The organism is Leeuwenhoekiella marinoflava DSM 3653 (genome assembly GCF_900129005.1).
In the GTDB taxonomy this organism is placed as follows: domain Bacteria; phylum Bacteroidota; class Bacteroidia; order Flavobacteriales; family Flavobacteriaceae; genus Leeuwenhoekiella; species Leeuwenhoekiella marinoflava.
Genome location: NZ_FQUN01000008.1, coordinates 24,402 through 40,305 on the forward strand (window position 1 = coordinate 24,402; position 15,904 = coordinate 40,305).

At 35.4% G+C, this 15,904-nt stretch carries 14 protein-coding genes; all 14 read right to left on the reverse strand.

The window, feature by feature from the left end:
• Positions 1-17: 17 nt before the first annotated feature.
• Complete coding sequence (locus tag BUB91_RS07510) at positions 18-1,478, reverse strand: PKD-like family lipoprotein (protein ID WP_073098622.1); 1,461 nt, start codon at positions 1,476-1,478, stop codon at positions 18-20.
• A gap of 44 nt (positions 1,479-1,522) precedes the next feature.
• A complete protein-coding gene (locus BUB91_RS07515; RefSeq protein WP_073098623.1) occupies positions 1,523-2,257 on the reverse strand; it encodes a DUF4843 domain-containing protein in 735 nt (244 codons plus the stop codon).
• Positions 2,258-2,308: 51 nt separating this feature from the next.
• On the reverse strand, positions 2,309-3,784 hold the full coding sequence (locus BUB91_RS07520) for a RagB/SusD family nutrient uptake outer membrane protein (protein ID WP_083557876.1): 1,476 nt from the start codon (positions 3,782-3,784) through the stop codon (positions 2,309-2,311).
• Positions 3,785-3,786: 2 nt separating this feature from the next.
• On the reverse strand, positions 3,787-7,131 hold the full coding sequence (locus tag BUB91_RS07525) for a SusC/RagA family TonB-linked outer membrane protein (protein ID WP_073098625.1): 3,345 nt from the start codon (positions 7,129-7,131) through the stop codon (positions 3,787-3,789).
• A gap of 167 nt (positions 7,132-7,298) precedes the next feature.
• Positions 7,299-8,447: a FecR family protein gene (locus BUB91_RS07530; RefSeq protein ID WP_073098626.1), complete on the reverse strand. Its 1,149-nt coding sequence runs from the start codon at positions 8,445-8,447 to the stop codon at positions 7,299-7,301.
• Positions 8,448-8,629: 182 nt separating this feature from the next.
• A complete protein-coding gene (locus BUB91_RS07535; RefSeq protein ID WP_073098627.1) occupies positions 8,630-9,199 on the reverse strand; it encodes an RNA polymerase sigma-70 factor in 570 nt (189 codons plus the stop codon).
• Positions 9,200-10,305: 1,106 nt separating this feature from the next.
• Complete coding sequence (locus BUB91_RS07540) at positions 10,306-10,911, reverse strand: Crp/Fnr family transcriptional regulator (RefSeq protein ID WP_073098628.1); 606 nt, start codon at positions 10,909-10,911, stop codon at positions 10,306-10,308.
• A 64-nt stretch (positions 10,912-10,975) separates the two neighbouring features.
• Positions 10,976-11,440 carry a peroxiredoxin gene (locus BUB91_RS07545; protein WP_073098629.1) on the reverse strand — a complete coding sequence of 155 codons (465 nt, stop codon included), beginning with the start codon at positions 11,438-11,440 and terminating at the stop codon, positions 10,976-10,978.
• 3 nt (positions 11,441-11,443) lie between these two features.
• The gene (locus BUB91_RS07550; RefSeq protein WP_073098630.1) at positions 11,444-12,271 is read right to left on the reverse strand and encodes an alpha/beta hydrolase; all 828 of its coding nucleotides are present in this window, start codon (positions 12,269-12,271) and stop codon (positions 11,444-11,446) included.
• A 148-nt stretch (positions 12,272-12,419) separates the two neighbouring features.
• Complete coding sequence (locus tag BUB91_RS07555; RefSeq protein WP_073098631.1) at positions 12,420-13,307, reverse strand: SDR family oxidoreductase; 888 nt, start codon at positions 13,305-13,307, stop codon at positions 12,420-12,422.
• 52 nt (positions 13,308-13,359) lie between these two features.
• On the reverse strand, positions 13,360-13,743 hold the full coding sequence (locus BUB91_RS07560) for a VOC family protein (RefSeq protein ID WP_073098632.1): 384 nt from the start codon (positions 13,741-13,743) through the stop codon (positions 13,360-13,362).
• A gap of 55 nt (positions 13,744-13,798) precedes the next feature.
• Positions 13,799-14,269, reverse strand: a complete 471-nt coding sequence (locus BUB91_RS07565; protein WP_073098633.1) for a nuclear transport factor 2 family protein — start codon at positions 14,267-14,269, stop codon at positions 13,799-13,801.
• Between the two features lie 86 nt (positions 14,270-14,355).
• Positions 14,356-15,057 carry a helix-turn-helix domain-containing protein gene (locus tag BUB91_RS07570; protein WP_128759332.1) on the reverse strand — a complete coding sequence of 234 codons (702 nt, stop codon included), beginning with the start codon at positions 15,055-15,057 and terminating at the stop codon, positions 14,356-14,358.
• A gap of 212 nt (positions 15,058-15,269) precedes the next feature.
• On the reverse strand, positions 15,270-15,866 hold the full coding sequence (locus BUB91_RS07575; protein WP_073098635.1) for a DUF2652 domain-containing protein: 597 nt from the start codon (positions 15,864-15,866) through the stop codon (positions 15,270-15,272).
• Positions 15,867-15,904: the final 38 nt, after the last annotated feature.

Genomic DNA, 15,904 nt, shown 5'->3' on the forward strand with positions numbered 1-15,904 from the left:
TTTTTAATATAAAAAAGTTAGTCTTTATAATCCATATCAATGATTTCACCAAAACCACTAAAACTTTCAATAAGGGATAGCGCTCCTGTTCCTGCCATATTGAGTTTATATACGTGCCCTTCATCACCATTCCAAGTGGCTACCATCAAAACCGAGGGTGCAGTTGCATTAATTTCCAGGTGTGTAATTGTTTCTCCATTAGGTAAGGAAAAAGGGCTGCCCACAATTAAACCTGAAGGGATATCATACAGGTAAATCTGATTTCCAACACTGTAATACATACGGTCTAAGGTCTTTGAGTTCTTAAATACCGTATTGCTCGAAATATCTGTAGCACTTGTCATCATCTTATAAGTTTGTGCTGGCTCAGATAAATTAGCCCGAAACTGAAGCATATAATATTCTTCACTTTCAGCTTTCAAGACCGCATTGATTAAGTATTGTTCATTTCCCGTTTCCATATATACCATCTCGAGGCCTACATTATTCATATCAAAAGGAGCACCTGCTGGTGCAGGAGGAAAATTTTTCAAAAGAGGGGACAAGCCATCTGCCAGGTATGTAAAGTACTGCCCCTGATTATCATATACAACTGCAGGATATGGTGAAGTTCCCTGTGCAACAAAAGGAGCAGCATAATAATCATTCCCCACACCATTGGGAAAGGCCATAGCTGAACCGTACTTTTTATCTCCTGGAAATCCGCCACGCACCTGAAGGTGAATCTGACCACCATTTATAATCCATCCATTAGAAGCTCCATGCCAAACATGGTACTCAGGATCCAACACAGATGGGAGATTCCAAAACAAATCCTCAAGATTAAATAATTTTAATAACTCACTGTAATCCAACTGAATGCCACTATTTTCAGATAGAATGGTAATTTCGTCCACTCCATAAGAAAAATTAGTAACCACCAATTGCCGTAAAGGGATTTCTAAAGGCGCTTCAGGGTTAATACTAGAGTAAATATCACGAAATGTTGCTCCGTCTGGAAGGATAATCGAAAGATCCCCTTGCCCATCTTTCTCTTCGAGAACGAGCCATCCTTCGCTAAACTGATTCTGTACGTTGACATAAAAATACCCAACTGAGGTAACCCCCGTATTTTCGTCGGTCACCCTTAAAGCAAATTTCTTATCCCCAGTTGTTAAAGTCACCTCATAAGCAAGGTTTCTATCCGTAGAAATAGTGGTAACTACCGTGTCAATTGGAGCATTAATAAACTGTTCATCTGTGCGAACGGTCCACTCATAAGTGAGGTTAGATTCATCAGTCTGTTGGCTTTGAGAAATCACTGGGTTAATATACAGAGTATCAAATTGTAGTACTGAACTAGGCACCTCGGTAGTGTCAACAATGACATTGACACTATTAAAATTTGAGTTGTCATATACATTATCGTTATCCTCTACACAACTATAATATAATACCGTGAAAATGGTAAAAAGGAAAAGTATAGTTATTCGTTTCATATGTTTTTAATTAAATTGTCTTCATGGAATTAATAAATTCGGGATTAGTTTGGGAATGTTACCTCATTGCCATTCTCATCAATCATAGATCCATTTTCAGTTTTATATTTGGCCAAAGCGACCAACATTTGCTGTTGAAACGACATCATTTGCGATATGGCAGCCCCCGTTCCCATCGTGATGGAAGTTGTACCTAAAGTTTGCACCATAAATTCGTGTTTTCTTACAGAATAAACACCGTAAAAAAGATCTGTAAGACCACCATTCCAATCGTTAGGACGTGTCAATTTATCAGTAACTGTTATAATATGCTGTTGATTATCTTGATACCCTACAATGAAGTCTTCTGAATCTTTCAGAGTAAAATAAGCTCTTTTCACACTTTCTTTCAAATCTTCCGTACGATAAAGGTAGATAGGTACATACACCTCAAATGCATTAGCAGGCATAATCACAGCATCGGGCAAATCAAAATGCTCTCCTTGTACAGCTGTTGAAGAATCTTCTACAATTAGATTTATTTCACGGTCATAAGAAGCTGCTTGCCCCATAATACGAACCCGAAGTTCCTGATCAAGTGTGTCTTTGATGACTGATGCAGCTGATATCACAAAAGAATAATTCAAACTATCTGTATATTCATTTCCTGCAGATTTGTAAAAATAAACACCTGGTTTTTCGAGATTAAACATCAGTTCTTCACTATCAGAACATGAAATTATAGACATCCCACTAACAAAACACACTAACACTATCAAATAATATATTGTCTTATTCATGTAGTAAAATTTAGTATTACTAATTATTTATTATTTTAATCCAATCCCAAATTAATTTCCGAACTCAATTTCACGAACTGGTAGCGGTAAAACATACTCCTCGTTTGTTATTGGGGAAATCTGTGAATCAATTATGTTCTCAGAATTTTTTCGTTTATAATAAAAGAAGAGTTGTCCTTCACTCATAAACTCTTTTCTATATTCTTTAAAAATCTCATTATCAAGAGTGGCCGCATCGATGGTAGTTGGCAACTCTGGAATAAACCGAGCATTCCGAACTTTATTCAGATACGCTACGGCAGCAGGTATATCCGGTTCACTTTCAGCAGCTATATAATACATCTCGCTCAAGCGTATGAGCGGCATTAAATTGCTTATTAAAGGTGACATTATATCTTCTTGCCAAAACTTGGCATGCATCAAAACCGATTGGCTATATTGCCATAATTTGTCATAGCGGGGATCACTCCCGTAACCTGATGAGACTTCGTAAATAGTCTCTACTTTATCTTCCGGAACAATTAACTTTTCATTAAAGCTTCCTGAATTAGTAGCACTGATTCGAAAATAGTCATCAGAAGTTAGACGCAGTTCATTAACATTAAGCGAAAAAACATGCTCGTAACTAAAGGTCCGATCATTGAATTCGCCGGTAGTATTGAATTCGCCTTGGGTCATAAACCTAAAATTGCCACTGTTAATCACTTCATTTGCATAAATAAGAGCATTAGGTTTGTCATTTTTATAAAGGTATAAACGAGCCAGTAGCCCTTTGACTGCCCAATAATTAAACCTGTTTTGACGAAATGCGAGAAAATTATCAGCTCCCCCTAATTCACCTTCTGGGTTGCGTATTTCATCCATTTCAGGATATACAGATAATAGTGTTTCCGATTGAAGCAGGTCTTGCTCACACCTGGCCAAAACTTCATCTGTACTAAGACGCGCTACGTTTTTAATTGAAAACTCATCCCTATAAGGAATCGCAGATGTACCACTAGAGGTCACTGGAGAGCTGCCAAACATTCGAACTAAATCAAAATGAAGTAACGCCCTTAATCCTAAAGCTTCTCCCTTCACTATATTATACAGTTGCTCAGATGAAAAAACACTTCTGTTGTCATCTATATCCTTCAATATAAAATTGATTTGAGCTATTGCAGTATACATATTGCTCCATATCTCTGCTATTCTTAATTCTACATCAATATCCTGATACTGGTAAAGACCCGTTTCAAAAAAGAGATGACCTGATGAACGGGTATCATATTGTTGCGCCAAAACATCTAAAAAACCCAGTGTTAGATTTTCACCATACACTGTATTCTCTGATATTTTCTGATATACTCCATAAAGCGCATCTTTATATCCCTGCTCATCTGAAAAAAGTTCTTCTTCCTTTACTTCAGAAGAAGGACTCACATCCAGATAATCTTCACAAGAACAAAAGAGTAGTGATGCCGCAAATACCATTAGTAATTGGTACTCAAATCTTATTGATTTAAATAATCTTATTATTCGTTTCATATTTAAAATGAGGTTTGAAGTTGTAATGTAAAAGAGCGACTGTAAGGATAATCAAGGCCTCGCTCTCTTCTTACAGAAGATAGAAAGAATACATCACCGGTAAACAAAGTGATTTTGGTATTCTGTAAACCTAAAGTTTTGTTTAATTTCTCTGGTAATCTATAGTATATGGAAGCATTATTGAGGCTTAACCAATTGTAGTCCTGCACAAACCTGGAGCTTGCATAGGTGGTTGAGGTTATAGAAAAACCTTCTGGATCAATAATCCCTTTAAAGAAAGTCTCATCCCCAGGCTCCCTCCAACGCTCATCATACACTCTTTGATCAACATTAAAATTAAGATCTGCACCTTCTACACGGTCTACTAAAGTTTGATTGTAGGTTTGCCCTCCTATTCTAAATCCGAAAAACAGGTTTACACCTATACCATTATATTCTATATTAGTACCAAAGGAGCCTTCCACATCAGAACGACTATCCCCTGCCACCACTTGATCAGCTGGATTATACACTGTTGTATAATTCCCATCCCGGGTTAAGTATACTTCACGACCTGTAGAAGGATCTATTCCTAAAGAAGGCACTGCCCAAATAGCTGTAGTTGAACGCCCCTCTACATAACGAGTTAATGGACTTGAAGAAAGCGCATTGGCATTTGTTTCGTTAAGCTCCTCCAAAGAATTGGATATCGCTTCAATAGTACCCTTTACGTGAAACGCATTTAAAAACAGAGAGATCTGATTTCTTGATTTACTATCCCTGAAAAGCGTATATCTACTCTTCAGTTCCCAACCTTTATTGATCACATCTCCTATATTCTCATTATAGGAGGAGAACCCTGAAGAAGGTGCTGTAGTTACACTAATTACACTCCCTTGCGTTTTTTCAACAAAATAATCGAGCGTAAGGCTTAGACGTCTATTAAAAAACTCCGTATCTAACCCGAAATTACTTTTAGCTGTTCGTTGCCATTTAAGGTTTTCATTACCATAGCCTAGCAAGTATGTTCCTATATTATACCTGTAATTCTGATCTGTATAATATTCACTAGTAGTAATCCCCATGTAGCTCGGAAAATTTTGAGATCCAGTGTAACCGTATGAATAACGTAGTTTTAAACGATCTACAAAATCTACATGCTCCATAACAGCTTCTTCATGAATATTCCAACCGGCACCTAAAGACCAAAATGGGGCAAAACGCTGGTTTTTACCAAATTGTGAAGAACCGTCCAATCTATACGAAGCATCTGCAAAATATCTATTATCGTAGGCATATCCTCCGTTAGCGAAGTATCCGGCTGTTCGGTTTATACTTTCACTACCAGTTGGCCCTTCATCTTCCGGATATCTGTTACCTGCCAACAACTGATCTAAACGTGCATTAGGAAATCCCTGAACGGTAAATTGCTCTTGTGAGTATTTTGTCTCTAATATGTTCATCCCCAAAGAGGCATACAGTACATGATCGTCAAAAGATTTGTTAATGTTTCCTATTAAAGATCCATCTAATCTTTTCATCATGCCATACCCCTTTATGTATTCGCCACGTTCGTAAAAACGCTCTAAAGGAACATCTGCAAAATCGGTATGCTGTGCAGGTCTAAAATCATCACTCTCGTCATTTTGAACTTGATACGAGAACCTTCCTGTGAAACGCAACCAATTGGTAGCTTTCCATTCTGTTACAAAGTTATTCGTGAAATTTCGATAAGAAGATTCATCTATTGTATTAAGAGTAGTATTATATATAGGGTTAACTTGTGTATTCAGTATAGCATCCCTATTTGGCGATGTTATATGCTCCAAATTATACTTAATATTCCCCAATGCATCATATGGAGCCCAATAAGGATTCATACGAGCATATTCACTAAAAGAACCATAAGAGGAATTGGCTCCTCGATTAAAGGCTACAATAAATTCATTACGAAAACGCAAATCTTTGACCCTGTAGGAAAGATAACTGTTTATAGAAGTGTTTCTACGACTAGATCCTTCCATTGCTCCACTGGCATTCTGATAATTTAAACCAATACCATACAGCACATTATCTGAAGATCCACCATCTATATACACGTTATGCTGGGTGCCTAAACCATTTCGAGTAGGTAATACAAGCCAATCTGTATCCACACCTCCTCGTGCTGCTGCCAATCGTTGATTATAAAGATAATCATTCTCTTCTCTATAGTATGGAAAATTGCTGTTGTAAATCCCAGCAGCTTGCTCCAGTTCAAGTTTTTGTTCTGCATTTAGCAGGTCGTAACTACTAAGATCTGGATTCTCTAGGGTAAGTGCTCCACTATAACTCACTCTAAAGTTTCCATCTTTAGGGACAATGGTTTCTATCACAACAATACCATTTGCTGCTCTAGAACCGTATAATGCAGTCGCTGCTGCATCTTTTAAAATAGTTACACTATTTACACGATTCATATTTAAATCGTTAATCCGCTGAAGGCTTACTTCAAAGCCATTCAAAATGAATAGTGGGACATTGGGATTACTGGTATAATCAAAAATATCGCCATTACCCGATGAAGCAATGTCTGGTAGGCTATTACCACCTCGTATGACCACATTGGGTAAAGAGTTAGGATCTGACCCTAAGTTTATATTTTCAGTTAATTGAAAGGATGGTTCTAAAACCTGAATAGCACTTAATAAATTATCATTATCTACTGATTGGAGTTGATCACGGTCAATAGAAACAGCTGAACCAGTGTATGTCTGTTCAGAACGTTCAAAAAGTCCTGTTATAACAACTTCTTGTAAACTCTCAACACTTTCTTCGAGTATTACATTTAAAAGATTTTTGCCCTCTAGGGGTATTTCTTGAGGTTTAAAACCAAAAAAAGAGAATACCAATACTGCATTTTCTGGCACATTATCTAAGCTATACCTACCATCCATATCGCTCATTGTACCTTTAGAAGTACCTTTAATTAAAATGCTTGCCCCCGGCAGAGGCACTCCACTTTTGTCTGTTACAATCCCTGAAACTTCAATTTGTTGCTTTTTGAATTGCTGCAGGTTTGAAGACTTATTGATGATTATAGTATTCGTATTAGATACTGAAAAATCAAGATTATTCGATGTTATGCAAGCCTTTAAAAGTTCAGAAACTTTTATTCTTCCCTTCTTCAAATAAACTTCAGGATAATTCTTAAACATCTCTGACTGATAAATAAATATATAGTCAGTCTGACTCATTATCAAGTCAAATACTTCATCTACAGAAATAGTTTTATCTGATTCTACAACAATTTTAGCATTTTGAGATAAGATTACATTTGGACTAAAACTGAAAACAGTTGACCAAAATAAAAAGATTAGGCTTTTCATGAGAATTTTAATATGCACTTTTAGATTAATGCATAGGGCATTAGTTAATTTAATTGCCATAAATTTGCATGTTGTTAATTAGTTAAGATTCTTAACTAGTGATTAAACTAAAGGAGGATAGAGTCTTTTACTTTGGCGAGTGTGAGCTTTACCTCCTTTTTATTTTTTTAACTTCTGAGTAGGATAGAGTCATTTTTTATCTCATAGGCATCAATAAAATTTGTGTTTTTAATTAATTCTAGAATGCTTTCTAATTCTTGATTTTTACGCAGCTGACCATTAAATTTTACAGCTTTTAATTCTTCATCTGCAAATTGCACATCCACATCATACCATCTTGACAAGACTCCCATGATGTCTTTTAAACTTTTATTTTTAAAACTAAACAGGCCATTTTTCCAAGCTATTTCATACTTAGTTTCAACTGCTACTACTACAATATCATTAGTTGATTTATTAAGTATTGCTTGTTGCCCGGGAATTAATTTTTCCTTTTTCTTAAGCAAGTCGTTATTTAATACTATTGAACCCTCGAGCAATGTGGTGTATATATTAGATTCATCTTTATAGGCTTTAATATTGAACTCAGTCCCCAAAACCTCAACTTCCTGTTTACCTGTACCTACAATAAATCGTGTATTCTGATTTTCTATACTAGGTGAAATATCAAAATAAGCTTCTCCGTAAATTAATTCTACTTTACGAGTTTCCCCTTCTATAAAATGTTCAGGATACTTTAGCTGTGAGTCTGAGTTTAACCATATCTTTGATCCATCAGATAATGCTACACTAAACTGCCCCCCTCTTGGAATTGTTAAATAGTTATATAAAATTGATGTTGTTTCTTTTTTAGGCCTCTTGCTATATACCAATTCTTTACCGTTACTTTTTGCAGCTCCGGATTGGAAGGTTTCCCCTTTATTGAGAACAACATTAGATCCATCACCCAGAGTCAATGTTGCTTTATCTGTACCTACTACAATAGAATTATTTACTACCGATTTTTCAGAATTGAGCCCTTCTCGAGTATAGAAAAAACTAATTCCAAAAAACAAAACAAGAGAGGCTGCTACTGCATACTTAAAAAACGATTTTCTATAAAAAGGAATGCTCTTAACGTTTGTTTCGGTTTCTATAGACTCGAGAATGCTAATCAGCATTTTGTTTTTTAGAACCTCTTCTGAACCTAATTCTTCAACCCATTCATTGTTTTTCTGAAAACTTTCGTAATAGTTCACGAGTCTCTTAAGCTCATTAACGCTAATATCGCCGTCGAGATACTTTTTTATCAAAGCCTGAAACTCGTACTTGTACATGATTTAATCTTTAAGATTTTGGTGCCTTTATGTATGAAGTGTCGAAAAGAAGAGACACCCCCTAAAAGAAATTCAACTATTTTCAATTTTAACACAATTAAAAGTTGATCTATAACTATTTTTAACAAATAATCCTCAGCTATTAAAGCTAACGACTAACAATAAAATTTTAAAGGAATAAATTATAGGGTAGAAAAGAACAACAGCGTGCTGCATATTCCCAATGACGCACGTAGCGCATTGAGAGCATTGGTAATGTGATTTTCAACGGTTTTGGTAGAAATATTGAGTTGTTCTGAAATTTCTTTATGAGTCAACTGTTCGTTTCTACTCAACTTATACACTCTTCTGCATTTATCAGGAAGATTATCAACAACCAATTTAATTTGTTTCTTGAGTTCTTTATGCAGGATTTCAGATTCTGGAGTATTCCTATTTATACGCTCTTCCAAATTTTCAAAAAGTTCAATCCTAAGAACTTTATTTTTCCGGAATTCAGAGAAAACTTTATACCTCACACAAGAATACAGGTAACTCTTAAGAGATATCTTTATTTGCAAGTCTGCCCTTCTATTCCAGATATCGATAAAAACATCTTGAATTATTTCTTCACAAGTTTCTTTATCTCTTAAGAGATTATACGATGACAGATAAAGCGGCTTCCAATATTCATTATATAAAGTTGTCAAAGCTCTTTTATCCCCAGATTTAAGATCTTGAATCAATTCATTTTCTAGTTTGGACGCTTTCATTTCATCATATTAACAAAATGTTAAATTAATAAAAAAAATAATAACCGATAAAAATGCCATAACAATTACAATACCATCTAAGACATATAATGAATTTGATATTTTAAGCTTTGTTTATAGTTAGTATTCTTATTTGACACTAGTGTTTTTGAAAATACTATAATTTTTTTTTAAATAGTAATGTTGGCACTTTCCAATTCATCACGGTGGAAGCCAGTCGTATCATTTTGCGCAGTCGCTGAATGTGCTTCATCACCGTATTATGGCTCAACAACTCTTAGATGATCTTTAGAGTAATACTGGTGCAAGAAAGCCTCCAAGTCACAAATGAACTTATAGTTCTAGTCTGGGGAAGCTTACAATTTGAGCCGTAAGCAACTTTCCAGCTCCTTTCAACTCCATATAACTTTGATACAATTGAGATTTAGCCAGTTCAAGGTATTGATTCATTTGCTTAGCTAAGATGAATTAACCAGCATTCTGTTATTCTTAGAATCCCAAAGCTCCAGAGGTAATTTCTCTTGAGACGAATACGAAGTTTTTTGGGGCCATGGTGATACGTGCGTAGATAAGCACCTCATCATCTTTCGTTTTTCGAGTATCAGTCCAGAATTGAGTAGAAAATGCCTCTGCAGTTCGCATAACCTTTGATTTAAATTAAACTTGCTTGTTACCAAAGTCAAATCCAATTTTACCAAAACATGAGTAAACTTATTTTCGGTAGTAAAAATTGCTCCCGGTTACGTTTTACGTTACCAGATTGCTACCCGTTAAGGTGAAATCATCTCAAATCAAATGAAACCTGAAAAGTTTATAAGCCAATCATTTAATAAAAATGCGTGGTTTTTAAAGCCAATTAAATGGCTATTTAGTGCCCCCCAATGGTACAAAACTCGAACCAATTAATAGAAGATTTAAAGCTTTTAGCAGATATACTGGCTGCTTAATCAGCTATGGGGTCTTTCAAAACTATTGATAATGAGCGATGTATTTGTAATCAGTAATTTTATGTCCTCTTTGTGCCCCATATTGCCCCTCTTTCTTAATTTCACTAATTGTAATTGTGAAGATGAAAAGTTTTGGAACAATTATCCTCATTGTACTACTTAGTTTAGTAGTTTATATCTTTCATTCATTCGTTTTCTAATCCTGCTTAACGAAGGATTTTTAATCCCTAAATAAGATGAGATATGATAAAGGGGAATTCTTTCTGTAATATCCTGATGTTTTTCTAATAGATGCACATAGCGTTTTTCTGGAGTTAAAAATAACAAGGATTCCATACGCAATTGAGAATACTCATAATGATGCTCTGCTAGTTTTCTTCCCATTTTCTCCCAGCCTTTAGATTTGCTATACAAGTCTTGCAAATGGTCGTAACGTATAGCTATAAACTCCGAATCCTCCAACGCTTCTACGTAATATGAGCAAGGATATTGACGGATAAAACTGTGAAAGGAAATCAAGAATTGATTTTCGGAAAAGAAAAAGACATTCGTTTCTTTTTGGGTCAGATCATCGTAATGATAGATACGGAAAATACCTTTGGTAATATAGCCTAGTTCTTTACATACGATTCCTTTTGTATTGAAGAAATCTCCTTTCTTAATAGACCTTGAGTGCCAGAATTTTTCTCCCTCTTCAAAATCTAATTCGGTTAACCCTGAGAATTCCTTTAAGTGCTGGTATAATAAAGTTTTATACGTCTCCATGTTTTTGTAAATAAAAAAAGGGCTTGCCTATTAAATTAAATAGGTAAGCCCTTTGTAATTAAACCTATTTTAGCACTGCTAAAGCTTCCTGAATGTGTTTTTCACCATTCAGAAAACTCCTAAACTTATGAAGAACCTTGCCTTTTTTGTCTACTACAAAAGTCTCTCTACCTGTTAAAAATAATACATTTTTTATATCAAACATTTTGAGGACTTCATTCCTCGGATCACTCAATAAAGTGAAAGGTAACCTATGGTGTTGCTGAAATTTTTTATGACTTTCAACGCTACCATTATTTACTCCGAAAACTTCAAATCCTGCATCAGAAAAGCTTTCAAAGCTATCTCGAAAAGCACAGGCCTCTTTTGTACATACTCCGCTTTCATCTTTGGGATAGAAATAAATAACCGCTCCTTTTTGCTGAATAGTATTGGGGAGTTTTACCCATTTTCCATCTTGATCTTGTAATTGAAAAGGGGGGATAACCTCTCCAACTTCTAACCCTTTTTGTTTACTGAAAAGTCCCATAAATTAATTAGTTAAGATCGTATCAAATATTTGAAGTAGTTCTGCAGGTTTGGAAACAAAGGGACTATGCCCGGAAGTTATTTCAAAGGTGTTGGTAATACCTGCTTCCGATGCCATTGCTTGCTGAAAGGGATACGTAATGGCGTGATCTTCTTTAGTAAATAGGTAATATTTCTTTGCGATAGCATTATAATCATCCATTTTATAATCTAGAGGTGTTGCTAAGGCTCCTACAGGTTCTGGTTTTAGCTTTTCCACTAAAATATCTATGTCTTCATCCGATCCGTATTGGCAGAAAATTTCCGGAATATTTATTTCAGGATTAGAAATTGCAGCAGTACTTCCATCTGCAGAAAATTCCAAAGCAGTAGGTAATAAAGATTCGGTATCCAATGCAGAATAATCTAAAACACTTTTCCCATTTTTAGGAATAAATCCGGCTACATAAACCAATTTTTCAATTTGTTGCGGGATTTCACTGGCCGTTTGCGTAATTACGGCACCGCCTAAACTGTGACCAACCAGAACTACTGGAGTATCCAAACCTACAATTACAGCTTTTACCTGATCTACATATCCTTTAAAAGTAATGTCAGAAACCGGGGTATTATCTTCGCCGTGACCCAATAATTCTACTGCAATCACGGTGTTTCCTTGCTTTTCCAATTCGGTTTTTACCTGATCCCAAACAAAAGCCGATTGCCAGGCCCCGTGTACCAAAACAAGGGTAGAAGGATTCACTTCCAAAGACGAATTATCATCATCATCAGAGCAGGAAATAAGACTAAATACCATTGCTAATACTAGGAATAAATTTTTAACAATTTTCATAACTATTTATTTTTTTAATTCAGGTCAAAATTAGTGGGGTACGAGCAGATTATTTTTCACTTAAGTGAAATGCACCTAACTTTTTTTCAGTTGGGTTGGAAGACTTAAAAGAAAAGTACTTTTGGAAATACACTCACTATAAGAACGATTAGTGAGTATTGACTCCATAAGTTTCACGTAAAAATTTACTCAAGCTTGTCGGTCTATGACCAGTAATTTTTTGAAAAGTACCCGATGTCTTTTCAAATTCACCTTTTAGGATAGCCCTCGCTGATAAAATGCTTATATCGATACCGGCTTTTGGAACCTTATATTCCTTAAGTGCTTTTTCGAAATCTACTTCTGATGGTGATATATAACTAATTTTAATGCCACTCACATCAGAAATAAGTTGCGCTATTTCATCAAACGTGTATGCTTCTTCTCCGCTAGCTTCATAGACTTTATTTTCATGTCCAGCAGTAGTTAATATTTCTGCAGAAAGCTCTGCTATGTCCTTTCGAGCTATAAACCCACTCTTACCCTGTTGTGCTGGAAAATAAATCGTTTGGCTGGTAAGGATGTTTTTACCAACAAATAACGGGATCACTTCCATGTAATAATTATTTAGTAAGAATGTATACGGTATCCCTGAGTTCATAATCGCTTCTTCGGCAATTAAATGTCCTTGTGCAAGTGTAGACAAGGTATGGTTAACGGTCCCATCTTTTCTTGAAAAACTGGTATATACTATATGTCCTACTTTTGCTACTTTTGCTGCAGCTACAATATTTTTATGCTGAACCAAACGGGCTTCAAGGTCGGAGCCTGAAACAAAGTACAGTTTATCAATCCCTTTAAAAGCATCAGCCATTGATTCTGTATTATCGTAATTCGCCATACGTACTTCTATTTCTTTACTGATAAACGCTTCTGCATCTTTGGCGTTTCTCAACATCACTGCTATGTTGTTGGCCTCTGTTTTTTGTAATAATGAGGCTACTACCAGAGCTCCCAAATTTCCGGAAGCCCCTGTTACTAATATTTTAGTATTCATATTTTTTAAATTCATTTTCCATTTGTACTAAATATTAATGTAAACTCAATTTTTATGGTGTGTGTGCTACTTCCAACACCTGTCCATCAGGATCATAGAAGTCAACAGTATAGTAAGCTTCAGAATAAGGCATAAAGAGTGGTCCACGGATTATTTTGGTTTGAATAGTCTTCAATATCTCATATACTTTATTTACTTGATCCTTTTCTGTTGCCTGAAAACAGAGGTGCCTTACTCCAAGAGATTTTGTTTTATCAATTCCTTTCATTTCTACAAAGTAGATTACCATCTTTCCGTCTGAAAAAGAACTATTGCTAATCTGTTCCCAGCCAATAAGGGGCAAAAAACTAGTATAGAATTTTATGGATCTAGAGATATCTGATACCCAAAATTCAATGTGATTTATGCCCGGCTTTAACTTTATTTTAGTGTTCATATTATGTAACAAATGTTTCAGAATTTAATAATAGTCGTCAGAGCCATAGTTTAAGTTATATACCTGCAAGAACATTAGGATCACCTGTACGCCAAACATTATCGATTACGACGTGTTTAATGACCCACAACTCATCTTGCTTTATCATTTCTATTTCGTATTGATTTTTCATTAGATAGTGACGTGTAGGATCGTTCGATGGCACATGTTGTGCTTCCACTAATGCGTCTAGTGTCGCCTTGTTTCCATCAATTTTTACACGCGGATTACTTACGGAATGCGTGGTGTCAAGGTTGGTTAAGGATCCTCTTAAGGCAGAGACAATCGTTTCACGACCTTCCAGCACAGGATATTCAAAACCAGCTTTTTTTCCGGCTGGTCGAAAATCGGATATGGCATCTTCTGCAAAAGCTGACATAAGGAGATCCTTGTCACGTTGGTCAATGCCTGCAGCAAATCGATAAAGGGCATCCATTACCGCAAGTTTATCTGCGGTTTCATTACTAGTTTTTATTTGATTTTCCATTATAAATATATTTTAAAATTTACTGTACAAATTTCCGAATTAGCGGACTGTAGCAGTGGTCATATTCAAGCGGAAATAAGGCAAAATCAAACAACTAAATTTTTTCTAAATACACTTGGGGTTGACTTTACATTTTTTTTAAAAAATTTGATAAAATGGGAAAGGTCTTCAAAACGAAGAGACCAAGCTATTTCCATTATATTCCATTCGGTATCCTGAAGGAGAGTTTTTGCTTCCTTAATCATCCTATCAGCAATATGTTGTGTTGTGGTTTTATCTGTAACCTGCTTTAGAGAGCGGTTAAGGTGATTTACATGCACAGACAACTCATCAGCAAATTCTTGAGGATTCCTCAAAATCATTCTGTAAGATTGGTCGGCAATAGGGAATTGACCTTCGAGTAATTCAGTAAAATAGGCCGTAATACGGTTGGCACTATTGGGTTTCCTAGTTGAAAGATCTGGGGATGGACGGAGTTTTAGCGCATCTAATACCAGTTGAAGAATCTTGGTTCTTAACATGTCATACTTATAGCTGAAGTCTAGTGTCATTTCTTGTGTCATTTCCTGAAAAATTCGGGTAAAAGACTCCATTTGGGATGCGGTAATCTCCATCAATGGAGCTATTTCCGGATTGAAAAGGGGATAATTTTTAATAGTTACAAATTGGTCAAAAAACTCATCCGTAAAAACACATAAATAACCCGGATATTGATTACCGATTTGCTCAAAGCGGTAGACCATATTTGGACGAGAAAAAAGAATAGCATATTCTTTAAATTCAATCATTTTATCAGCATAATACACCTTATTATGTCCACGATGTAAACTTATTTTGTATATCCCTTTTCTATTATATGACTTACAGGCATAACTTTGTTCATAGGCGGGAACTTGTATGACATTAAATTTATAATTAGGTTCAATTTCTTGGGTATTAGAATATATAAGTGGTTTTTTTTATGCATCTGTGCTGATTTTATTCGACGAGTTTTAAAAAATTAGGCGACTTTGAGATTTTTGGATAGCTGTTCTTCAGTCTTAAACGGAAAATAGGTGTAACATAGACTTCCTACATCGTAGAGCTCACATTGCTGGTAACCACAAGAAATAGTGTTTTTTATTCCACTCTCCTTCAAAGAATCCATATACTCTTTTGTGATAAGCACATAGGTGTTTTCGGGAATATTATTTTTTAGTAATCTATGTGCATCCACTAAAATTCTACCAAATAATTTATAGAAGTTTTGAATGGCATATTCACTCATTTTACCATAATGAACAATGGCTTTTAAACCCAAACCGGAAACTATGGGATATGATGTTTGCAAGTCTTTGATTTGTTGCTCGAAGCTGGAAAGCATCGCTTTAAATTGGCTAAGGATTTCTTTTGATGAAACCGGAGCTCCGAACCGATAGAATAAAATAGCATCACCTTCGATTTCCGAGATTTTAAATTCTAAGTGGTTTTGATCAATAATGCTATGAAATAAGCGACTTATAATCCGGATACCATTGGAAGCATCAATTTGATTTATAAACTTAGAATAGCCACTGATATCAACAATAAAAACGATTCCTTTTGCATTTGTAGTCATAACTCTTGTGTTTTTTATTATTTGATAAATTTGGTAAA

What these genes read in the sequence shown, in the direction of transcription:
- BUB91_RS07510 (WP_073098622.1), bottom strand. Translation starts at nt 1,478, where the DNA reads ATGAAACGAATAACTATACTTTTCCTTTTTACCATTTTCACGGTATTA.
- BUB91_RS07520 (WP_083557876.1), bottom strand. Translation starts at nt 3,784, where the DNA reads ATGAAACGAATAATAAGATTATTTAAATCAATAAGATTTGAGTACCAA.
- BUB91_RS07540 (WP_073098628.1), bottom strand. Translation starts at nt 10,911, where the DNA reads ATGGAGACGTATAAAACTTTATTATACCAGCACTTAAAGGAATTCTCA.
- BUB91_RS07565 (WP_073098633.1), bottom strand. Translation starts at nt 14,269, where the DNA reads ATGGAAAATCAAATAAAAACTAGTAATGAAACCGCAGATAAACTTGCG.
- BUB91_RS07545 (WP_073098629.1), bottom strand. Translation starts at nt 11,440, where the DNA reads ATGGGACTTTTCAGTAAACAAAAAGGGTTAGAAGTTGGAGAGGTTATC.
- BUB91_RS07535 (WP_073098627.1), bottom strand. Translation starts at nt 9,199, where the DNA reads ATGAAAGCGTCCAAACTAGAAAATGAATTGATTCAAGATCTTAAATCT.
- BUB91_RS07560 (WP_073098632.1), bottom strand. Translation starts at nt 13,743, where the DNA reads ATGAACACTAAAATAAAGTTAAAGCCGGGCATAAATCACATTGAATTT.
- BUB91_RS07570 (WP_128759332.1), bottom strand. Translation starts at nt 15,057, where the DNA reads ATGATTGAATTTAAAGAATATGCTATTCTTTTTTCTCGTCCAAATATG.
- BUB91_RS07575 (WP_073098635.1), bottom strand. Translation starts at nt 15,866, where the DNA reads ATGACTACAAATGCAAAAGGAATCGTTTTTATTGTTGATATCAGTGGC.
- BUB91_RS07515 (WP_073098623.1), bottom strand. Translation starts at nt 2,257, where the DNA reads ATGAATAAGACAATATATTATTTGATAGTGTTAGTGTGTTTTGTTAGT.
- BUB91_RS07550 (WP_073098630.1), bottom strand. Translation starts at nt 12,271, where the DNA reads ATGAAAATTGTTAAAAATTTATTCCTAGTATTAGCAATGGTATTTAGT.
- BUB91_RS07555 (WP_073098631.1), bottom strand. Translation starts at nt 13,307, where the DNA reads ATGAATACTAAAATATTAGTAACAGGGGCTTCCGGAAATTTGGGAGCT.
- BUB91_RS07525 (WP_073098625.1), bottom strand. Translation starts at nt 7,131, where the DNA reads ATGAAAAGCCTAATCTTTTTATTTTGGTCAACTGTTTTCAGTTTTAGT.
- BUB91_RS07530 (WP_073098626.1), bottom strand. Translation starts at nt 8,447, where the DNA reads ATGTACAAGTACGAGTTTCAGGCTTTGATAAAAAAGTATCTCGACGGC.